Below are 20,820 nucleotides of genomic sequence, written 5' to 3'. Positions count from 1 at the left end.
TAATTCGTTCAATACGTTGATTTGTTGCATCTTTTTGAGTAAACTTCATATTAAGCTCCTCCTTGATGGGTTTAAGGGCATTGACCCGTGTACACCCCCATCATACGAGGAGCTCCTTTTTTTGTCTAAGTCCAAATCTTAGACTCTACAGGAATGTTTAGCATCAAGAACAACCACCGCTTTCAGGATCGTTCTACTAGCAAGTTATAACGCGGAGCGGATGTGTTGAATAAAATCGTCGGCCCGCGACAACTGATGCGCGGCAAATTCCATATCGCCATAGCCCTGGGTGGCAAAATCGATATTTCCAAGCGTCGACATGAGCACGCGCGCGGTAAGTGCGAAACGGAATTTGTCGCGATCGGTCACGACATCCGTGCGGCTTAACATGTAACGAATCACGGGTTCATCCAATCCATGGAAAAGCGCCTGATTAGCCACGAACGAAGCCAAATCCCAATATTCCGGCATCCACGAAACATCTTCGAAATCGGTCCACAACCATCCTCTCGGACTTGCCAACAGGTTCCCGGCATGAGCATCCCCATGAGAAGGAACAAGGATGTTCGCGCCCGAACGCATTTCCTCATCAACGAAACGAAATCTTTTCAATAAAGCTTGTATGCGCGGATCCGTTTGTTTGCTTAGCCGCTCTACGGAACGGCTCGTTCTTTCCCATACGCCTAATCTAGGCAAGGGCAAAGGGTGACGGTTCATAGCGGCAGCAAGCCGATGGATATGTTCGACCGCATCCATCGGCGAAAGTGCCGGCAAGGAAGTGTGTGGGATATACTCCCAAATAGTCGTCCATACACCGTCAATGTCATACGGACCCGCATCCGTCAACGAAGCGGGGAGGATAACGGGGACCCCTTGCCGATGGAGATGCCTGGCCGTAGACAGCTCTCGAATTGCAAGCTGACGCGCGGCTTCGTTCTCTTCGGAAGCGAATACCGCCAAGCGGGCTACGATTGGGTATGGCGCAAGATGGATGACGAGATTGCCGCTCTCATGGAGCAATACCGGCGTCAGATTTGAAAGTCCGGTCGCTTTGGCAAGCGAATGGATAGACCGATCGAATCGATTGTGGAGAATCAAACATTCAACTCCCATGCAAAGTGTTAATAATAGCTTAGCTCGGGATGTGCGGCTTGCAAAGTGAGAGAACGTTTAAAAGGAAATGATACTTCGGCTAGAGCGAAAAAGCCGCATCCAGCCGATGCACCCCTTTCGGCTCGTAGCCGAGCGCATCGGAGATTCCGCATAGATCGGACAGCAAGTATAGGATGCTTAGCCACATTTCCGTTCCTTGGAGTCCCGTCGATTCGTGCTCCTGCAAGCGGAAGGCGAAGCCGCGGCCGGGCACCCAGTTGCAAAGGACAAGGTCGATGTGGCGCCGCGCCCAAGGGACGATCTCGTCGCAGCGGTAGTGGGTTTGCTTCGCGCACAGCCACAATGGATGGACGACGTCCAGCACGTTGCAGGCGTTCAGCCGGCCCTCGCGGAAGAAGCTTTGGTTGCGGCTGTGGGAGAGCACGGTGTCGATGGCGTTCTCGGGATACGGGAGAGGCATGCCGAACTGGGCGTACGTGGCGCGCGTCAAGCGGTAGAAGCCGTTGACCGGCTGCAGCCACTCCTCCGCAGTGGTCGGCTCGCCCCATAACCCCGTGCGGCGATTCGCGTGGGTGAGCAGCCAGCCGAACAAGTCGTCCGGACGTTTCTTCGAGCCAAAATGTTTCGAGTTCATATACAGCCCGGTCGCGTAACAGTCAATCCAATCGCCGCAGCTCCAGGCATTTTCCGCCCAAGGCAGCTCTCCCAGCTTGCGGTACAACGTTTCCGTACTCATGTTCTCGACGACATGGACGGCGTGCGGCAGCTTCGATCCGAGTACCTCCAGCGCATATCCGACGGCGAGCAGATGGTAGCGGGACAAGTGGTCCGTAAGCATCGCCGGTTGATCCGTCTCCGTGTTCGGCGGCGACCAAGGATCGGGCAGCAGTCCAGTCGCCTCGTCTTGGAAGCTTCCGAGCTTCGCGATCAGCTCCTCGCGCGTCCAGCCGGGAGGCAGCCCGCCGAACATCGCCGCAATCTCGACGGCGTCGCAATAGGCGCGCACGGTGCGCTTGAAGCCCGGCCGGTCGCGGAAGAAGCGCTCGCCTTCGCCGCCTTCGGCATAGCTCAGCAGCAGCGATTGCAGCTGCTCCGCCGCCTCGGAGCCGAAACGCCTCAGCCGCTGCGCGAGCTCGGCAGAAGAGACGGCCGTGAACGGCGCCTTCGTGCTTGCCGCCTCGGTGACCGTCGCTGCGACCGCTCCGCGCATCCCCGCCGCGTCCGCCGCCGCAAGCCAAGTCGCCGTGGCTTCGCCCACCTTACCATTCGCGCTTTCCGCCTCGGTGACCGTCGCCCCGCCCTCGCCCCGCGCTGCCGAGGCGGAATCGCCGGCATCAGCGAGCCTGCTGCGGATGACCTTCGCCGGGTTGCCGCCCACGATGGCGTAGTCCGGCACGTCGCGGGTGACGACGGCGCCCGCCGCGACGATGACATGCGACCCTACGCGGACGCCGTCCAGGATGACGGCATTCGCGCCGATCCATACGTCATCGCCGATATGGATGCCGCGCGAGGTATGCGGCTGCCGGAAGATGGGCAGCTCCACCGAAGCATAACCGTGGTTGAAGCCGTAAATGCTGACATGCGAGGCAATTCGCACGCCGTCGCCGATGGTCACCTTGCCCGCGACGACGGCGTAGGCGTTAATGGAGCAATCCGCGCCCATGACGAGATGGGTGTTGCGGATGATCGCTCCTCCCGCGATGTAGCTGCGATCCCCGATGCTGAACGATTCCGGATGGAATAGCGCCTCCTGCGACACGAAGCAGTCGCTCCCGAACCGCCCGTCGAACCTCGTCTCCAGACTTTCCTGCAGCGCCCGCTGCTCCTCCTTCTCTTCTTTCGATTTCGCCATCCATGGCATATAATCAACCGCTCGAAGCTTCATGTCATCGGCCTCCCTTGTCTATTTCAGGCTTAGTGTAGCATGAAGAATCCTTGATCAACATGGAGGAATCGCGTCTGTACTTGTCAAAAACGCCACAGAGGATTATGCTCGGAACAACGACGAAAGACTTCGGAGGGGGAACGGAGTGGAGGAGCTTCTGAACAACCTAAGCCTGCATCTGTACTGGATCATGGACAAACGAACGTATCCGGGTTGGAGCGACATTCGCCAAACCAAGGGCGTACACACCTTCTACTGGATTCGGGAAGGCAGAGGCGTCTTCAGGGGCGAGGCGGACATTGTGGTTCGGGCCGGCATGCTTTTTTATCTCAAGCCGGGACTGCATCTATCCATGGAGACGGATGACCGTTACCCGCTCAGAATTACGATGGTGCTCGTATCGGCGTTCAACACGGCGCAGAGCGGCCGGCAATGGCGGCCCATCGAGTCGGCGCTTCCGTTGCCGATGCAGCTGATCCCCGAGAGGGAGGATGCCATCGCGTTCGACGCGATCTTCCGGGAGATTACCGACTGCTGGGTGCCGGGTCAACCGGACGGCGAGCTGATCACGAAGTCGTTGCTCTTCCGGCTCATCCAGCGCGTGCTTCGCATCGTCCGAACCGAGAGTGCCGGAAGTGCGCAAGCCGCGGATGCGTTCGAGCAGGCCAAACAAACGATCGACCGCGGTTATGCGAAGGACATCAAGCTCCGGGATCTTGCGGCGGTGTGCGGGATTTCGGAATCGCATCTGCGCAGCCTGTTCCAGCGTCATCTGGGGCAGAGCCCCAAAAGCTATCTCGGCGCGCTCCGCAACGAACATGCGAAGAAGCAGCTGCTCTACACGGACAACCCCATGAAAGCCATTGCCGATAGCTGCGGGTACGCGGACGAGTTTCATTTTAGCAAAAGCTTCAAGAAGCAGAACGGCATGCCGCCCAAAGCATGGAAAGCGTTCATGCTCAGCCGCCCATAGCCCGTTTGCGAGGGATACTGCTCTACGCATGAGGGCTTTTTGGCGCGCTTCGTTTCGCTTGCCGCCGTTTGTCACGATTTTTGTCATCGCAGTCACGGAATAGGGCGGAGGCTCTAGGCGAAGCGTCCCGCGTTTGGTACTATTTCGATAATAGAGGTTGAGGGTGGCGATGGGATGGCGGAACGGAACATATCGGTGATGATCGTGGATGACCAGCGGCTTCTGCGGGAAGGGCTCCAGACGATTCTCGGGGCCGAGGAAGGGCTTGAGATCGCGTGCTTGTGCGAGAACGGGCTCGAGGCGTGCGAGCAGGCCAGGCTCAGGAAACCCGACGTCGTGCTCATGGATATCAAAATGCCGGTGCTCGACGGGATCGAAGCGATGAAGCGGATCAAACGCGAGCGCCCCGCCGCGGTCGTGCTTATGCTGACGACCTTCGCCGAAGACCGGTTTATCGTGGAGGCGATGGCGGGAGGCGCGGACGGCTTCCTGCTCAAGGACATGCCGTCGAAGACGATCGCGCAGACGATCCGCGACGCGGTTGGCGGAGGCGTCATGCTTCCCGCGCCGATCGCGTCGCGGCTGGCCACGCGGCTGTCGGCGCTGTCGCGCGGGGGAACCGTTGCCTTCGACGAAACCAAGCTGAAGCAGCAGAGTTACGCCTTCACGGAACGCGAGCGGCGAATTATTTTGCTTCTGATCGAAGGGTATACGAACCGCCAAATCGCTACAGCCCTATTCATGGGCGACGGCACGGTCCGGAACTACGTCAGCGTCATCTATAACAAACTCGGCACGAGCAACCGCCAGGAAGCGGCGACGATGTTAAGGGGGCTGCTGCTGGATGACGCACATTAAGAAACGGGATGCTGGCAGGAATCCGATAGCCAGTCCGAAGGTTTCGCTGGCGTTATGGCTGTTGACCTGCCTGATCGTACTAGGGCTGTTCCTTCCCGCGCTGCTGATCGAGCGCCCGAATATTGCGGACAAAAACCGCGAGGTGTTTACGGTGCTGGTCAAATATTGGGAGGTCGCTTACGGCGAGGAGCAGCCAAAGGAGAACGAATGGACCGTCTTCGACGCAGACGCCAAAAGCGGGCTCGCGGATGATAAGGGCACGGTATGGCTGCGGCGGGAGCTGCCTGAGCTGAACTGGAGGAGCCCTTATTTGTTTTTCTCCGGCATGACGAGGTTCGAGGTATATCTCGAAGAGAAACTCCGCTATTCCTATAATATGGATGGCCGCGACCGCCAAGTGCATCCGATGGCGAACCTGCATCCAGTCCCGTTCGACCCGGGCGACGCAGGGAAGCTGCTGACGATCCGGGCGGAGTGGGAAGGATACCCTTTCATCGGCAACGATCTGGTACTGGCGGGAGAACCGGATCAGATCCTGTTCGCGCTGCTGAAGGCGGAGGCTGGATTACTGGTTTATTCGATGCTGAACATCGCGGCCGGCTTGGCCGGCTTCGCGCTCCTCGTTCGCCGGAAGGAGAAGTTGTACGGCTGGTTCGGCCTGCTGGGCGTTTCCATCGGGTTTACGCTTCTCTTCTCTTGCCGGTCGCTCCAATGGTTCTCCGAGATGGGAGCGCTGTATTATTGGAAGGATATTTTTTTCCCGATGGCCATGTTGGCATTCGTCGGATTTTACGGCGAAGCCATGGGCGCCGCGCGCAAGCGGCTCGTAAAAGCGGCCAGATACGCGATAATCGCCTTCTTCGCCGTCTATCTATGCGCCGCGGTCTGGCAGCCGCTGTTGTATTGGAAGCTCTCCGTGCAAGGACTCGTCGTCGTCGCCGTGATCGACCTTGTCGCGGTATCGTACGGTTTGCTGCGGTATCCGCAGCTCCCGGATCGGGGGGCAGAGCGGAAATGGCTCATTCGGGGATATTGGGTGCTTGCGGCATGCGCGATCTCGGGCATGTCCTTGTTCATGTTCCCGACCGCGATGAACCATCTGCTTCTTAATTGGACGTACGTCTATCGGGTGTTCGAGAGCCTGCAGCCGAACGGGGTCCTGCTGTTCATGATCTGCATGGTCATGGTCGTTGCGAGCAGCGTGAGCAGGGTGCATATGGAATCGGAGCGCAACGCTCTGGAGCTGCTGGCGAAGAACCGTGAGCTGGAGCAGTTCCACCGCAATCTGGAACGGCTGGTCGAGACGCGGACGGAAGAGCTGGCGGAGGCGAACCTTCATCTGGCGGAGACGCTCCGGGAGCGGGCGGAAAGCCTCGCGGAAATATCGGTGCTGGAGGAGCGGAACCGGATCGCGTACGAGATGCACGACGTGGTCGGCCATACGCTGACGGCCGCGATCGTCCAGCTGGAAGCGACCAAGAAGCTCGCCGCCGGCGAGAACGGCGTGCCGCCCGAGAAGCTGGACATGCTGAGCGGCCTTGTGCGCAAAGGGCTGGACGATATCCGCGGGGCCGTTCGGCTGCTCAAGACGGAAGAGATGTCTCTGCCGCTTGATGTTTCCTTGCTGGAGCTGATCCAATATGCCGAGGATACGATGGACATTCGTGTGGACGCGGACATCTTCGTGCCGGCCGAGCTTCAGCTTGGCAGGCTGGCGGAGCAGGTGCTGTACCACGCGCTGCAGGAGGGCCTCACCAACGGCATCCGCCATGGCCGCTGCACGCGCTTCCGCTTCTCGCTGCGTCCGTCCGGGAAGCTGCTGCGGTTCCGGCTCGTCAGCGACGGCGAGCCGTTCGGATCGGCGGTGCCGGGCTTTGGTCTTGCCGCCATGAAGGAACGCGTGGAGCTTATGGGCGGCGTGCTTTCGGTAAGCTCTTCCGTCTCGAAGGAAGGAGCGCCGGAGGGCTGCGCGCTGTCGATCGACCTTCCGCTTCCAGCCGGTCGAGAGGTCGGCTGACGATTTCAGCTATTCTGCAGCGCCGGGGGGTAAACCCCGCGGCCGCGGAATAGCTTTTTTCATGACAGCTATGACAAAAACAATGACAGGAAGTCACTTCCTCGCGTCGCTTCCGCTCTTTTACAATGTTGGTGTGTGAAGGACGAAACGGAGGCGGTTATAGATGAGAACGCATTACGATGTCATTATCGTGGGCGCGCGGGTAGCGGGTTCGACGCTCGCATACGAGTTGTCGAAGGCGGGGTACGACGTGCTGCTGCTGGACAAAACGACGTTCCCGAGCGATACGCTGTCGACGCATAACTTCTACGGCAATTCGCTTGCGATGCTGAGGGAGATGGGTGTGCTGGACGCGCTGCTAGAAACAGGGACACCGACGTATAAGCGGGCGGTCGTGCAATTCGAGGATGCCGTCATCGACGGCGACTTCCCCGCGGTCCAAGGCGAGACGGACTGCCTGTGCATCAGGCGTACGCATCTCGACGACATCCTGTTCCGGCATGCGGCGGCGCAGGACCGCGTGACGGCGATCGAAGGTTTCCGGATGACCGACGTCATTCGCGCAGGCGGCGGGGAAACGGTGACGGGTATTGCGGGCGTGCGCCGAAGCGGGGAGCGCGAGAGCTACTCCGCCAAGCTCGTAGTCGGGGCTGACGGGCGCGGCTCCCTGCTGCGCGAACATGTGGGAAGCAAGTGCAAGGGGTCAGTCCCGACTGATTTTGCCTCCTATGTCGGGTATTATTCTGGTTATGTCCAGGACGGCGAGATGCATGTGGAGCTCTACAAGCTGGGGGACAAAATCGGCATCGTGTTCCCGACGAGCGACGGGCTGTACGTCGTGGGGATCATGTTCCCGCTCGCGGACGATGCGTGGATGAAGCGGTTCAAGGAATGGCCGGAGCGCGCGATGAGGGATATCGTTAACGACGGTTTCGCGAATACGCCGCTGCCTCGCCGGATGAAAAACGCGGAGCTGGAAGGGCCGATCCGCGGGCTGCTCGGCTACGATAACGATTGGTACCAGGGGATGGGTCCCGGCTGGGCGCTCGTCGGAGACGCTTATTCCTTCAAGGATCCCGCCGTCGGCCAAGGGATGCAGGATGCGCTCTACGGCGCCCGCATATTGACGGACGTGCTCTCCGGTTACCCGGATTGGAGCGCATGTTGGGCGGAGATGGCGGAGCGGTACCAAACGCTGATGGAGGAGAAGATGATGTTCCACTACCATCTGGCCTGCCAATTTACGAAAAACATGCCGTTCACGGCGGAGCAGACGGCGGTCAACCGACTCATCGCCTCCGATCCCGAAGCGACGCGGGCGTTCCTCGGCATTTACAACCGCGCGACCTCTCCGCAGGAATTCGAAAGCGCGCTGATGCGGCTTAGCAACTGGCAGGTTTAGATGCGCATCGTTACGCGGCTTTCTTCCGAAAAGCCGCCACGACCGTCAGGAGCAGCAGCGGAACGACGAAGACGGAGCCCGCCCACAGCGGATGCACGGTTGAGACCATGAAGCCCCAATTGGCGGGACCGTCGAACGATACCAGACCCGACAGAAAGCAGAATAAGGCGATCGGCATAACGAGCGCCGAACGTTCCTCGATCTTGAAGAGCCGCGCGGCGAACAGACTGGCTGCGTACAAGGTTATAGTTGATTTCATGTAGGAGCCTAGAATGAGAGACATGCCGATGATCGATTCGATGCGCTGGATAATTTCCTGAAATTCTACGAGCCGAGCCATCGAGAACAGGATGTAGGGAAGATCTCCCCCGAAGGGACCGAATACCATGATCGAACTGATCGTAGTCACGCATAACGTCAGCACGTTGACGCCTAACGACAGCAGCATCGCAGCGGGAACCTTCTTCCTGTATTCCTTGGCTACGTGATGAAGAAGCATGCCAAAAACGAAAACCTCCGCGTACGGGAAGCCGAAGGAGAAGTAAGCGCCGTGCAGGACCGGCCTGATGCCCTTCGGCAGAATCGGCAGCAGCTGCTCCGGCATGTAGTCCGGAATCGCGAACACGAGCGTTGAGAAGACGAATAAGGCTGTAAGCAGTATGATAAACATGAACATGCGCGCCATCACTTCGATCCCTGCCCTTGCGGTAAGGGCGGAGATCAGCAGAATAAGCGAGGTGAACGTGTAGATCGGCGTTTCTCTCAGCATGGAGCTGACCATAAACAAGCCGACATCCATGACCATAGCCGTCAGCATTTGGAACAGGAAGGTCAGCGACAGCAGGCCGAATATGACGGTCAGCATGTTGCCGATCAGCTTCCGGCTATAGTCCACGTAGGTTAGTCCGGGATAACGGCCAGACAAATACAGCAGCATGGCCAAGACGCCAAAGCCGCATAGGCCCGACAGGAGCAGCGAGATCCAAGCCCCGTTGCCTGCCATGGCAATAAGCGGACCGGGGATATTAATGATGGATGAGCCGGTCATAAAGACAAAGAAAAGCGCGCCGGCCTGGTTGTGATTGATCCATTCTTTGTTCATGAGGCCGCTCACGTCCTTCCTTGTCTAACGTTCCCAGTTCACTTTGAGCGATTGCTCCACGCTCTTCGACAGCTGGCCAAAAACCGCATCGGCAAGATCGAAATAATCCGGCCAGTCCAGATTGACGAAATAGTCGATGCCTGTGTATAGGGACATGGCGATCAGAATCCCGTAAACCAGCTTGCCGCCCGCCGATAATTTCCGCTTGAGCGCAAATCCGTCGAACACGAGCACGCCGCCAATCGCGACGGCCAGCACCAGCATTTTTTCCAAAATGGGCGAGCCTCCTCAGCCATGTACTAGGACATTGATTTGCTGCTGATCGTTCCGCCGGAGATCAGCTTTATTTTCACCCGAATGTCGTAAGGGATAGCCGCGAAACGGCTGCTCCAGTTCGATTGCAAGCGCGCCCATGCCTTCGGGTCGCTGCGGTAAATCCGATTGCCCAGCCCGATGGCATCCATTTGGCGTTTCTGCAAAAAATCGAGGGTGCCCGCGGCTTGCCGTTTCACAGCTTCCTCGATCTTGCGGACGAATGCCTCTTCATCCTGCAGCGTGTTGATTTTCGTGCATTTCATCTCATTAATTGTGATTTGACCCTGAATGCGAATGCCTAGGCTGACATCGTCCCCTTTTACGACGGGATTCAAGCTAGCGTGCAGGGAAAGCACTTCGGCAGTTTCCTTTTCCAATTTCGTGCCCGGGCAACGAATCTCGACAACGCCCGCCTTGTAATCGTTGCTCAGCATAAGGAAACCTTCTACTTTGCTTGCCGGCAGAACGGACTTCATGACACCTTTCTTAAAGAGCGCCAAGCCGGCGGCGGAGAAGGTCTCTTTGGACTTGGGATCCTCGTAGACGTAAGCGAGCGCGGCATCCGTCTGGACGCTCTTCATCCGCAACATCAAATCGATGAGCGTCGTATCCAGCGTTTTGGCCGCGTTCCGATAAGAGGATTCGCCCGTCCTCAAAAACTGTTGCGATGTCGTCTGTTCGATCATAGGTTTCTTCTCGAACAGCTTCGCTGCCTTGCCATTGGCGATCATGAGAGAGACGTTGTCCCGCGGTTCATGGTCGCGATAGAACAAATCCAGCGTCTGAAGGATATTCGTGCTCCTCGCCAGCTTCTCTCCCACGATAATGATGCGCATATGGCTCCACTGCGCTTTCCTGCCCAGATGGATCGGAATGTCCCGAATGGCTTCCATTACCGTATCGTCAACCGTTTTGACGTTCACGCTCGATTCCGCGACGGTTGAAGTCGACTTGCCGATCTCGGTGGAGGAGGGCCGGTATACCTGCGTCAGCATTTCGATCTTCCCGTCTTCCCTTTGGTCGAGCGCGACGCCCATGACGAACGCGCGCTCCGGCAGCTCGAATTTGCTCCAACAGCCGGTCAGCAGGGCGGCCGACAAGGCGGCCAACAAAGTTAGCGATCCTACCCGTATGAATCCCATGTCATCTGTCAACTCCAAGTACGGTTTGCGCGGCCGCGACGTCGGCTAACGCTTGTGCAAATTCCTGGGCGAGCGAAGCAGGTTCTTCAGCGGGATGCGCAGGAAAATATCCCTCAAATCGCGAAGCCGAAGCGGCGATAGGGAAGCCATGTACGGCTGACCCAGCGATCTTAGCTTGCTAAGATGCAGCAGAATGAACAAGAGGCAGATCATCATGCCGAACCCTCCCAGCAGCGCGGCGCTCACCATGAGGGGAAACCGAAGAATGCGCAGGGCGATCGCCATGCTGTATTGCGGCATGGCGAACGAGGCAATGCCCGTCAGCGCAACGACGATAACCATGATGGGAGACGCGATGCCCGCGCTGATCGACGCGTCGCCGATGACGAGCGCGCCAACGATGCTGACCGCCGAGCCGATCGGCCGGGGCAGCCTGACGCCGGCTTCCCGCATCAGCTCGAAGAAAAACTCCATCAGCAGAGCCTCGAAGAAGGCGGGAAGGGGGATTCCCTCCCTCGCGTTCAGAATCGCGAGCAGCAATACCGTCGGAATAAGCTCCGGATGAAAGGTGGACAACGCGATATAGATGCTGGGAAGGGTGAGCGCGATAATAAACGCCACGATGCGGAGCCAGCGTAACATGGTAGAGATAACGGTCCGCTGGTAATAATCCTCGCTGGATTGAAAAAACTCCGTGAATATTCCCGGACATAACAGGATACCGCCCGTTCCTTGCACCATGACGGCGATTTTGCCGTCCAGCAAGGCTGCAACCGCCGCATCCGACCGCTCCGTGTACCGATGCTGGGGGAACGGAGAGAAGCTGGAGTCCTCGATCAACTGCTCGATATAGGACGTCTCCAATATTTCCACCGTTTCGATCGACTGGATTCGGCGCTTGAATTCCTTCAGCAACTCGCCGTCCACGGTGCCTTCGATATAACCGTAAGCAACCGTCGTACGGGTGTCGCCGCCGCCTGCCGTGTATTGAATTTTGAATTTCGGCGTCTTTAGCCGCATTCTTAGCAAGCCTAAGTTTTTTTGCAAATTTTCGACCGTGCTCTCGCGGGGGCCGATAACGACGGATTCATTGACCGGCTCGTCCACCTGTCTCGTCTCGACGGATGCCGCTTTGTAGCTGAGCGCCTTGTCCCAGCCGTCGAAGAGAATGATCAGCCTCCCGTTCGAAATCTCGTTCACGCAGTCGCGCAGGTCATGGACGACATCCGCTTTTTTGGCGGACACGCCGTGATGCTCGAAGAAGTCGCGAATTTCCTCCAGCGTAATGTCCGTGCCCGGCCCTACTTCGTGCGTCTCCAAATCCTGCAGCGAATGCTTCATGAAATTAACCTTGTCTTCCTGCACTAGAGAGAGGTAATAGATGGAGCATGCGCGCGATTGATAGCCGGGGCCGTAGCCCCACTCATGGAAAATGATATCTCCGCTGTCCGCGAAAATCGCTTCGAGCTCCCGTAAATTATTCTCAAGCAACGAAGATAGAGGCATGGGGTTGCCGTGTTCTTGCGTATGCTCCTGCTGCCCCGTTGCGCCGGCGGACTCGGTAGAGGCTTGCGTCGTGTTCCCTGTGTCCAAACCCATATGGCGTTCACCCGTCCCGTTTATTTCGACATATTTCTTCCATTATTTCCTACTGGAGCGGACACTATACGGCGGGCTGGGTGGAAGGGGTGCGAACATCTGTTTGAAAAAGATGAAAAAAGACGATTGATTGTTTCACTTTATTGTGATGTACTTCCTTGACTAAAATGGAAGTGCAGCTGGAACATTCATCTGCTAGCGGCGAATCTGCCCCGATCAAGTCATTGGTTTCGGGCATGGAGGAGTTGGTCTTCATTGAAATCAATCGTACAACTGCTGCATTTTGGCTATCATCAGGCCATGAGCTGCCTATTTCCCGTTGCGATCTTTGGAACGTTAGCGCTCTCTCGCGTAATCGAGATCCCTTTCATCTATCGTTACGATGCGATTCTGCTCGTCCTGCTTGGCGTTCAATACTTCATGTATCGCAGCGGCCTCGAGACACGCGACGAAATCAAAGTCATTTGCATGTTTCACGTTATTGGCCTGTTGCTCGAGATTTATAAGGTGCGAATGGGATCATGGTCATATCCGGAGCCTGGGTATACGAAGTTTTTTGATGTCCCGCTCTATAGCGGATTTATGTATGCGAGCGTAGCAAGCTTTATGTGCCAGGTATGGCGGAGACTGCGGATGGACATGACCGGCTGGCCCGGACTCGCGCCTTCGGCGCTATTGGGAGGGGCCATCTATTTCAACTTTTTTACGCATCACTTTATTCCGGATTTTCGTTGGTGGCTGACGGCGCTCGTGTTTATTGTCTTCTGGAAAACATGGATCCTATATCGGGTACGGACGACGACGTATCGAATGCCATTAACGCTTGCATTTATGATTGTCGGTTTCTTCATCTGGCTGGCGGAGAACATATCCACATTTTTTGATGCCTGGAAATACCCCGACCAGCACCAAACCTGGCAGTTGGTTAGCTTCAGCAAGATCAGCTCCTGGTTCCTTCTGGTCATCATTAGCGTCATCATTGTGGCTCAACTGAAATATGTAAAAGCTGGTCGGACAAACGAATTTACGAACATCTGTTGACGAAATGTGCATAAGTCTGTGGATATTGTTTACGGACTAGCAGCGCCGCCGCGCGAAATGTTTTGTTCTGACTACCGTCCCGTATTGTGGTATGATGGTAAGAATGACCGAATACCAAAATACATGTGGACCATAGGAGAACGAATGAATTTTAACGATTTGCAATTGATGCCAGACATATTGAAAGCGCTGAAAGAAGAAAATCTGGTGCAGCCGACGCCGATCCAAGAGCAGGCGATTCCGGTCGCGCTGCATGGCCGGGACGTGCTCGGCTGCGCTCAGACGGGTACAGGCAAGACGGCGGCGTTCTCGCTGCCGATTATCCAGCAGCTATGCCAAGGGCAGAATCCGCCGCAGAAGCGGCGCCCGATCCGTTCCCTGATCCTGACGCCGACGCGGGAGCTGGCGATCCAGATCGACGACAACATCCGCGCCTACAGCCGGTTTACTCCGCTAAGAACGCTCGCGATCGTTGGCGGCGTGTCGCAGAAGGGGCAAGAGAAATATTTGGACCAGGGCATCGACATTCTGATCGCGACGCCGGGCAGGCTCATGGATCTGATGAACCAGGGGCTCGTAGACTTGAAGCAGGTTCAGGTGCTGGTGCTGGACGAGGCGGACCGGATGCTCGACATGGGCTTCATTAACGACGTGAAAAAAATTGTCGCGAAGCTGCCTACGAAGAAGCAGACGATGCTGTTCTCGGCGACGATGCCGCCGGAGATCGCGAAGCTGGCCGACACGCTTTTGGTCAATCCGGCCAAGATCGAGGTTACGCCTGCTTCCTCGACGGTGGACCGCATCGAGCAATCGGTGTATTTCGTCGACAAGGCGAACAAGATCGCGCTGCTGGCCGACCTGCTGTCGGACAAGTCGATCGCTTCGGCGCTTGTCTTCACCCGGACCAAGCACGGCGCGGACCGGGTTGCGCGCGCATTGAACAAGGGACGGATCACGGCGCAGGCGATCCACGGCGACAAATCGCAGAATTCGCGGCAGAATGCGCTGAACAACTTCAAGAACGGCGCGACGCGCGTGCTCGTGGCGACGGACATCGCGGCACGGGGCATCGACATCGAAGAGCTGTCGCATGTGTACAACTTCAACCTGCCGAACATTCCGGAGACGTACGTGCACCGGATCGGCCGTACCGGCAGGGCCGGACATAGCGGCGTGGCGGTCTCCTTCTGCGAGGAAGAAGAGCTGCCGTACCTGAAGGACATCGAGAAGCTGATCAAGAAAAAGATCCCGGTCGTGGACGGCCACGCTTACCCGATGCAAGGCGAGGCTGCCATAGCCGCGGCCGCGTTCGCCGCTGGCGGATCCGGCAAAGGCTCGAAGCTGCAAGGCAAAGCGCAGCAGAAGCAAGCGCCGAAGCCGCAGCAGGGCAAAGGCCAGCAGCCGAAGCAAGGCGCGGCGGGGCAGCAGGCGTCCAAGGCGCAGCAGCAAGCGAAGCCGCGGCAAGGCGCGAAGGGGCAGCAGCCTGCGAAAGCTCAGCAAGCGGCAAACGGCCCGCAAGCTCCGAAACCGCAGCAAGCCGCGAAGAGCCAGCAGCCGGCGAAGCCGCGCCAATCGTCGCAAGGCCGTTCGTCCGGGCGTCAAGAACCCGTGAACGACCGAAACTCGCTGGCGTCGAGCTCGTTCAAGCCGTATTTCCTTCCGGCGCGTCCGGTGCAGTCAAAGTCGCCGAAGAAATAACCAAAAACCGAGCAGCGCAAGGATCAGACCTTGCCGCCGCTCGGTTTTTTTAACAACATAAGAATTTATAAGTTTCCGAGTCTTTCGGAAGGGGAATTCTTATTGGCGATAAAACCTACCTTGTGCTTACGAAGATGCTTTGCTTTGCAAAGCTGAAGGGGCGCTCATCATCGAGTGGCCTCGATAGAGTTTTTCTCACTTAGGCTCCCACATCAAGCAGCTTTTCATCCGACGCCTTCTTGCCGACGCCGTAGCCTGCTAAGCGGACGGATGCGACTGCCGTTACGGCCGCGATCGTTACGCCTGCCGCTCCGATCCATGTGATGGATGACAGCGACAGCTGCTCGACGACGACGCCGCCAAGTCCCGCGCCGGCAGCCATGGCTAATTGCAGCATTGAGGTATTCAGGCTGAGCATGATGCCGGAGGCTTCCGGAGCCAGACTGATCAGATGATACTGCTGCGTTGGTCCCGACGACCAAGCTGCAAAAGACCAAAGCATTAGCAGCGGGAAAATAACGGCGGCGGACTGACCGGCAAGCGAGAGCAATACTAAAGCAACCGCGTGAAGCAGCATGCCGATCACGAGTGTACGCGGAGCTCCCCATCGATCGGTGCTGAAGCCGCCAAGCTTGGAGCCGATCAGGCTGGCGATGCCGAATGCGAAGAGTCCGGCGCTCACGCCTTGCTCGCTCAGACCCGACACGTTAAGAAGAAACGGCGATAGATAGGTATTCGCGATCGAATAACCGCCGATCCAGAAGAAGGTGACAAGCAAAGCGACAACGATCTTCGGCTGCTTCAGCAACGCGAGCTGCTTGCCGATCGGAACCGGTTCTTCACCGTCCGTGCGCGGAATCGTGAATTGGATCAGCAGGATGGCGACGAGTCCCAACAGACCGATTCCGGCAAAAATCAATTTCCAATCGTATGCGGCTGCAGCAACCCTCCCGATCGGCACCCCGATAATAAGAGAGGTGCTGAAGCCCATCACGAGCGTCGCGATGGCGCTCCCTTGTTTCCCGGGCGCGGCGAGCTTCGCGGCAACGGTAAGCGCCGTAACGACGAACACCCCCGTGCTGAGCGCCAAGACGACTCTTGACGCCATAAGGAATCCGAAGCCCGGCAATAAGACGGCGATTCCGTTGCCTACGGCAAATACGGCAAGGGCGTAGATGAGCAGCTTCCGGCGCTCCACTCTGGCCGTTGCGGCCATTAGAATCGGCGTGCCGAATGCGTAGGCAAGCGAGAACACGGTAATCAGCTGGCCGGCCGCGGACACCGATACTCCCGCATCCTCGGCTACTTTATCCAGAATCCCTGCAATAATAAACTCGGACGTACCGACAAGAAAGCTGATGACGGCCAGCATGTAAATTTTCCAAGCGTTCGACATGACGGTGTTGCTCCTCTCTCCACTCCACAATTTTTATATTTCTAAATGTATAGAAATAAAGATTAAAAAAAGACTACTTTTTTTACCACATCAGAAAGTTCTTATGGCTCGCTACAATTCAAGCAAATACGGTGCATACTTCTCCGCCAATTCGCGGTTCACGCTGTAATAGATGTAGGTGCCGTCCTTGCGGGTTCTGAGCAGTCCGCAGTCCGTCAATTGCTTCAAGTGATGCGAGAGAGTCGATCCGGCAACGGATTCCAGCTTGCTCCCGATGTCGGAGCAGCATAAATTCCGCTCTTCGGTGAGCATAAGAGCGATTTTGAGCCGCGTAGGCTCCCCGAGCGCTTTGTATACCTTGACCGCTTGCCGAATTTCCGCGTTCTCCTCCATCATCGTCCCCACACCTTTGCCCGATCTCGTATTTCTATGGATGTCGAAATAAAGATAACACAGCTCATTCGGAATGTAAAGCCCATGCGAACATTGACACCTCTTCGCACCCGTGCTACCATATACTGTTAATTAACGAAGGAGTGATCGACATGGAGCCATTCGTATTTCAGCAGCTTGCTTTCGTGCGGAAGTTAACCTTGAAAGCCGCGGAAGGTTTGACCGAGGAGATGGCGGACATCGTGCCGGACGGATTCCGGAACTCGCTCAGGTGGCAGCTCGGCCATCTCTACGTGGTGCTCGAGAGGTTCGCGTTTAAAGCGCCCGGATTGCCGCAGCAGCTTCCGGACGGGTTCCGCGAACGGTTCGAATTCGGAACGTCGCCGCTGACATGGGCGGTCGATGCGCCGTTGCCGACGCTGCCGGAGCTTAGGGAACTGCTGGCCGAGCAGCCGGCAAGGGTCGAGGCGCTGCTGGCTCAGCGATTGCGCGAGGAGGTCGCGCCGTACACAACGTCGACCGGCTTTACGCTGTCGACGCCGGGGGAATTCCTCGGCCTGGCGCTTTACCATGAGGGGCTGCACCAAGGCGCCGTCAAACTCTACAAAACGATTCTAAGCCGCTAATATTAACGACATCGACTATCATGCAAAAAGGGGATTGAATGCCGTTCGCCACAGCAGCCGGATCGGGATCGCTATCGTTTTTTCGCTTTCAATTGTTTTGTTTTTTGTGTTTTTTTCCCAATCCGGGACGAATCGGGAATCTCCTTTGGCTGACCAAGGCGTTCTCGACCTGTCGGGATGGGATTTTCGCGAACAGGGGCTTGCCGATCTGAACGGGCAATGGGAATTCGTAGAGGGAGAGCTGGCTTCGGCCTCCCGGTTCGGCGAACAAGCCTCGGCCTCGTATCTGTCCGTTCCGGGCACATGGCAGGGCAAGAACGAAGAGGGCGGCATGTCCAGGAAGGGATTCGGGACGTACCGGCTGAAGGTGATCGTTCCCGCATCCGACGAGCTGTACGGGTTGAAGGTCCGAAGCATCCGGATGGCCCACCGCTTGTTCGTCGACGGCAAAGAAATCGGAGGAAGCGGCCGTCCGGGCATCGATGTTACGTCGCAGCGGCCGGGCAATACGCCTTATAGCGCTTACTTCCACGCGGTCGACCGCGAAGTCGAGATCATGATCCAGGCGGCCAATTACGAATACGTCACGGGGGGCATTGTCAATCCGATTCTGATCGGCTTGCCCGAAGATATTACGCAGGCAAGCGTATTCCTCGCGGGCGCCGATATCGCAATCATTCTCATTTTGGCCATGTTCGGGGCGTATCATGTCAGTTTGTTTTTTCTGCGTAAGCGGGAGAAAACGTATTTGTTCAGCGGTTTGTATCTCTATTCGCTCATGCTCGTCCAATTGCTCTATGGGGAGAAGATCGGCCAGAGGCTGCTGCCGCAGCTTTCATTCGAAGTCGCCTACAAGCTGCTGGATGGCGCGCAATACGCCAGTATGGCGCTGATCGTTCTGTTTCTATGCTCCATCGACACCCGTCTTCTGCAGCGAAGGACAATCGCCGTCATCTTGAGCCCGATTGCCTTGATGATCGCCGGATTGGCCGTGCTTCCTTACTCGACCGCGAGCCTGGCCAGAATTGCGATTTACCCGTATATCATCCTTATCGTTTGGGTGATTATCGCGAGAATGACGGTTCTCTACTTGGTTAAAGCAAGGCAGTCTAGCGGCAAGAGAGAGCTGTTCCTATTCGTCCTGGGCTGTATCTCGCTGTCGGTTTACCAAGTGGGCGGAAGCCTTTATTCGGAAAATATCGTATCGACAGACGCGGCGGCGATGATGGGCATCGTAAGTTTTATCATTTGCATGAACGTATTGCTCGCGACGAGATTCGTTCACGCTTACGGCGAGACCGAGAAACTCGCCAGGGAGCTTGCCGCAACGAACGAACGCAAGGACGAGTTCTGGAGCCAGACATCGCTCGAGCTGAAGACGCCGCTGCAGGGGATCCTGAACCTGTCTTCCGATCTTCTGGCGGACGAGGAGCGAGGAATGTCGGCGGTGCAGAGGCGCGACTTGTCGGTCATTAAGGATACATCGGTCAAGCTGACCATGCTTGTCAACAATTTGATTGACGTCACGCGGCTGAAACACGGCGAACTTTCGATGCGGGCAGTGGCGGTAGATGTCCGGGTTGCTGCGCAGATCGTATGCGACGATCTACGGTCCGCGCTCGTCGGCAAGGAGGTGGAATTAGAGAATCTTATTGCCGAAGGCACCATCGTCTTAGCGGACGAGAACCGGCTTCGCCAAGTGCTGTACAACCTCGTTCATAACGCGATCAAACATACGGACAAGGGGACGATCCGGCTAACGTCGAACGTGCAGGGCTCCGCCGTTCGGATCGGCGTGCAGGATTCGGGAGACGGCATCGACGGCGCGAGGGTCGAATCGATTTTCGGCCACTTCGAGCAGGCCGAATCCGCCGGAAGTTCCGGAGGGAATGGCGGAATGGGCGTCGGGCTTTACTTAAGCCGCAAGCTGGTCGAACGGATGGGCGGAGAGCTTGCCGTCGAATGGACGGAGATTGGCCGGGGGACTCGCATGGCGTTTACTCTGCCCGCCGCGGAGTCTCTGATTCCCCAGGCGGCGCAAGGGAACGCGCGCGCGGAGATCAAGACGGGCCATGATGCCGGAAGGCCTCCCGACATCCTGGACAGCGGGGGTTCCACGGTATTGATCGTGGACGACGAGCCAGCCAACATTCATACCTTGATGAGCATGCTTCGCCGCAACGGCTATAACGTCGTAACGGCATATTCGGCGAAGGAAGCGATCTCCAAGATGAGGCAGCATCCGCAAGTCGACCTGGCCATCATCGACGTCATGATGCCGGATCTATCCGGCACCCAGTTGTGCCGCATGTTAAGGGAGCAACACTCGATCTTGGATTTGCCAATTCTGCTCGCCACGGCGAAGGACATGCCGCGCGATATCGCGCTTGCCTTTCAGGCAGGCGCCAACGATTACGTGACGAAACCGTTCGACGGGGAAACGCTGCTGGCCCGCATCCATACGCTCCTCGCCATGAAAGCGTCGATCCGGGAGGCGATCCGCAATGAACAGGCGTTCCATCAAGCGCAGATCAAGCCGCATTTCCTGTACAATGCGCTGAGCAGCGTCATCTCGTTCTGCTATATCGACGGGGAGAAAGCCGCACATTTGCTTATCATGCTAAGCCAATACTTGCGTTACGTGCTGGATATGGACCGGATGACGCTAGTCGTTCCCTTATACCAAGAGCTCGAGTTGGTCGAGGCTTACGTAGAGATCGAAAAAGCGCGTTTCGGGGACAGCATCTCCTTCGAATGCGTAGTCGCCCCCGAACTTCGGGATTGCCCGATTCCGCCGCTGTGCATTCAGCCGTTCGTCGAGAACGCGATTCGCCACGGCATCTTCGAGAAGAATCATGGACATGTGTCGCTCCGCATCGACGAGGGAGACGGGTACTTGAAGGTCGTTGTAGAGGATGACGGCATCGGCATTCCGGATGATCTCTTGTACCGTTTGACGAAGGGCAGCGGCAAAGCGGGCAGCATCGGCATAACCAACATTCGCAAGCGGCTGGCTTCCATGCCGGGAGCGTCCTTCCAGATCGACTCCGCCATCGAGCGTGGAACGAAAGTGACGATTTATTTGCCTTGCGAGTAATTTTGATGCGACCGCGCCGCCGGGCTTTATGGACCGGCGGATGGCGGTCTATTGTAGACAAAAGACGAAAAAACCAAGGATGGGGTCAATCGTTTTGTATTGACAAGGAAATCGGAATCGTATACTGTATTAATTAATAAACCTAATTAATTAACCAAAT

General features: G+C 57.0%; 15 protein-coding genes and 2 pseudogenes. 8 read left to right on the top strand and 9 right to left on the bottom strand.

Annotation, left to right across the window (positions count from 1 at the left end; genetic code table 11):
• Positions 1 to 204: 204 nt before the first annotated feature.
• From RB620_RS09500 to RB620_RS30320, 3 genes and pseudogenes are all read right to left on the bottom strand, one after another.
• Entirely contained in the window at positions 205 to 1,098 is an 894-nt protein-coding gene (locus RB620_RS09500) for a phosphotransferase (RefSeq protein WP_308093771.1), read from the bottom strand.
• A gap of 1,357 nt (positions 1,099 to 2,455) precedes the next feature.
• Positions 2,456 to 2,617: pseudogene (locus RB620_RS30325) on the bottom strand (DapH/DapD/GlmU-related protein); the annotation flags it as partial.
• 78 nt (positions 2,618 to 2,695) lie between these two features.
• Positions 2,696 to 2,779 (bottom strand): annotated as a pseudogene (locus tag RB620_RS30320) (hypothetical protein); the annotation flags it as partial.
• A gap of 367 nt (positions 2,780 to 3,146) precedes the next feature.
• On the opposite strand from RB620_RS30320, the gene RB620_RS09490 reads away from it, so the two are divergent.
• The 4 genes from RB620_RS09490 to RB620_RS09475 all read left to right on the top strand — a co-directional run bounded on the left by RB620_RS09490 (position 3,147) and on the right by RB620_RS09475 (position 8,251).
• Complete coding sequence (locus RB620_RS09490; protein ID WP_308093769.1) at positions 3,147 to 3,974, top strand: helix-turn-helix transcriptional regulator; 828 nt, start codon at positions 3,147 to 3,149, stop codon at positions 3,972 to 3,974.
• A gap of 174 nt (positions 3,975 to 4,148) precedes the next feature.
• Positions 4,149 to 4,832 carry a response regulator gene (locus tag RB620_RS09485; RefSeq protein ID WP_308093768.1) on the top strand — a complete coding sequence of 228 codons (684 nt, stop codon included), beginning with the start codon at positions 4,149 to 4,151 and terminating at the stop codon, positions 4,830 to 4,832.
• The gene (locus tag RB620_RS09480) at positions 4,819 to 6,849 is read left to right on the top strand and encodes a sensor histidine kinase (RefSeq protein ID WP_308093767.1); all 2,031 of its coding nucleotides are present in this window, start codon (positions 4,819 to 4,821) and stop codon (positions 6,847 to 6,849) included. Before RB620_RS09485 ends, RB620_RS09480 begins: the two co-directional genes overlap by 14 nt.
• Positions 6,850 to 7,012: 163 nt before the next feature.
• On the top strand, positions 7,013 to 8,251 hold the full coding sequence (locus RB620_RS09475) for an NAD(P)/FAD-dependent oxidoreductase (protein ID WP_308093766.1): 1,239 nt from the start codon (positions 7,013 to 7,015) through the stop codon (positions 8,249 to 8,251).
• 10 nt (positions 8,252 to 8,261) lie between these two features.
• On the opposite strand, the gene RB620_RS09470 is transcribed toward RB620_RS09475, so the two are convergent.
• Genes RB620_RS09470 through RB620_RS09455 form a run of 4 tightly spaced genes read right to left on the bottom strand, consistent with a single transcriptional unit; the run spans position 8,262 to position 12,409 of the window.
• Entirely contained in the window at positions 8,262 to 9,353 is a 1,092-nt protein-coding gene (locus RB620_RS09470) for a GerAB/ArcD/ProY family transporter (protein ID WP_308093765.1), read from the bottom strand.
• A 24-nt stretch (positions 9,354 to 9,377) separates the two neighbouring features.
• Positions 9,378 to 9,626 carry a hypothetical protein gene (locus tag RB620_RS09465; protein WP_308093764.1) on the bottom strand — a complete coding sequence of 83 codons (249 nt, stop codon included), beginning with the start codon at positions 9,624 to 9,626 and terminating at the stop codon, positions 9,378 to 9,380.
• 26 nt (positions 9,627 to 9,652) lie between these two features.
• Positions 9,653 to 10,810: a Ger(x)C family spore germination protein gene (locus RB620_RS09460; protein ID WP_308093763.1), complete on the bottom strand. Its 1,158-nt coding sequence runs from the start codon at positions 10,808 to 10,810 to the stop codon at positions 9,653 to 9,655.
• A 45-nt stretch (positions 10,811 to 10,855) separates the two neighbouring features.
• Positions 10,856 to 12,409, bottom strand: a complete 1,554-nt coding sequence (locus tag RB620_RS09455) for a spore germination protein (RefSeq protein WP_308093762.1) — start codon at positions 12,407 to 12,409, stop codon at positions 10,856 to 10,858.
• Between the two features lie 255 nt (positions 12,410 to 12,664).
• Here RB620_RS09455 and RB620_RS09450 point away from each other — a divergent pair, with 255 nt between their 5' ends.
• Entirely contained in the window at positions 12,665 to 13,450 is a 786-nt protein-coding gene (locus RB620_RS09450; protein ID WP_308093761.1) for a DUF817 domain-containing protein, read from the top strand.
• 144 nt (positions 13,451 to 13,594) lie between these two features.
• Positions 13,595 to 15,148 (top strand): DEAD/DEAH box helicase, encoded by a 1,554-nt coding sequence (locus RB620_RS09445; protein ID WP_308093760.1) that lies wholly within the window; start codon positions 13,595 to 13,597, stop codon positions 15,146 to 15,148.
• A gap of 199 nt (positions 15,149 to 15,347) precedes the next feature.
• Here RB620_RS09445 and RB620_RS09440 read toward each other — a convergent pair whose 3' ends face one another.
• Both RB620_RS09440 and RB620_RS09435 read right to left on the bottom strand, forming a co-directional pair.
• Positions 15,348 to 16,544: an MFS transporter gene (locus RB620_RS09440; protein WP_308093758.1), complete on the bottom strand. Its 1,197-nt coding sequence runs from the start codon at positions 16,542 to 16,544 to the stop codon at positions 15,348 to 15,350.
• 111 nt (positions 16,545 to 16,655) lie between these two features.
• Positions 16,656 to 16,940, bottom strand: a complete 285-nt coding sequence (locus RB620_RS09435) for an ArsR/SmtB family transcription factor (protein ID WP_374121386.1) — start codon at positions 16,938 to 16,940, stop codon at positions 16,656 to 16,658.
• Between the two features lie 149 nt (positions 16,941 to 17,089).
• Here RB620_RS09435 and RB620_RS09430 point away from each other — a divergent pair, with 149 nt between their 5' ends.
• Both RB620_RS09430 and RB620_RS09425 read left to right on the top strand, forming a co-directional pair.
• Positions 17,090 to 17,563 (top strand): DinB family protein, encoded by a 474-nt coding sequence (locus tag RB620_RS09430; RefSeq protein WP_308093757.1) that lies wholly within the window; start codon positions 17,090 to 17,092, stop codon positions 17,561 to 17,563.
• Positions 17,564 to 17,708: 145 nt separating this feature from the next.
• Complete coding sequence (locus RB620_RS09425; protein ID WP_308093755.1) at positions 17,709 to 20,660, top strand: ATP-binding protein; 2,952 nt, start codon at positions 17,709 to 17,711, stop codon at positions 20,658 to 20,660.
• Positions 20,661 to 20,820: the final 160 nt, after the last annotated feature.

It is taken from the genome of Paenibacillus sp. LHD-117, from assembly GCF_030929555.1.
Lineage (GTDB): Bacteria > Bacillota > Bacilli > Paenibacillales > Paenibacillaceae > Pristimantibacillus.
Note: the sequence above shows the minus strand (reverse complement) of the source record. Positions and strands in the feature narration are given on the sequence as shown.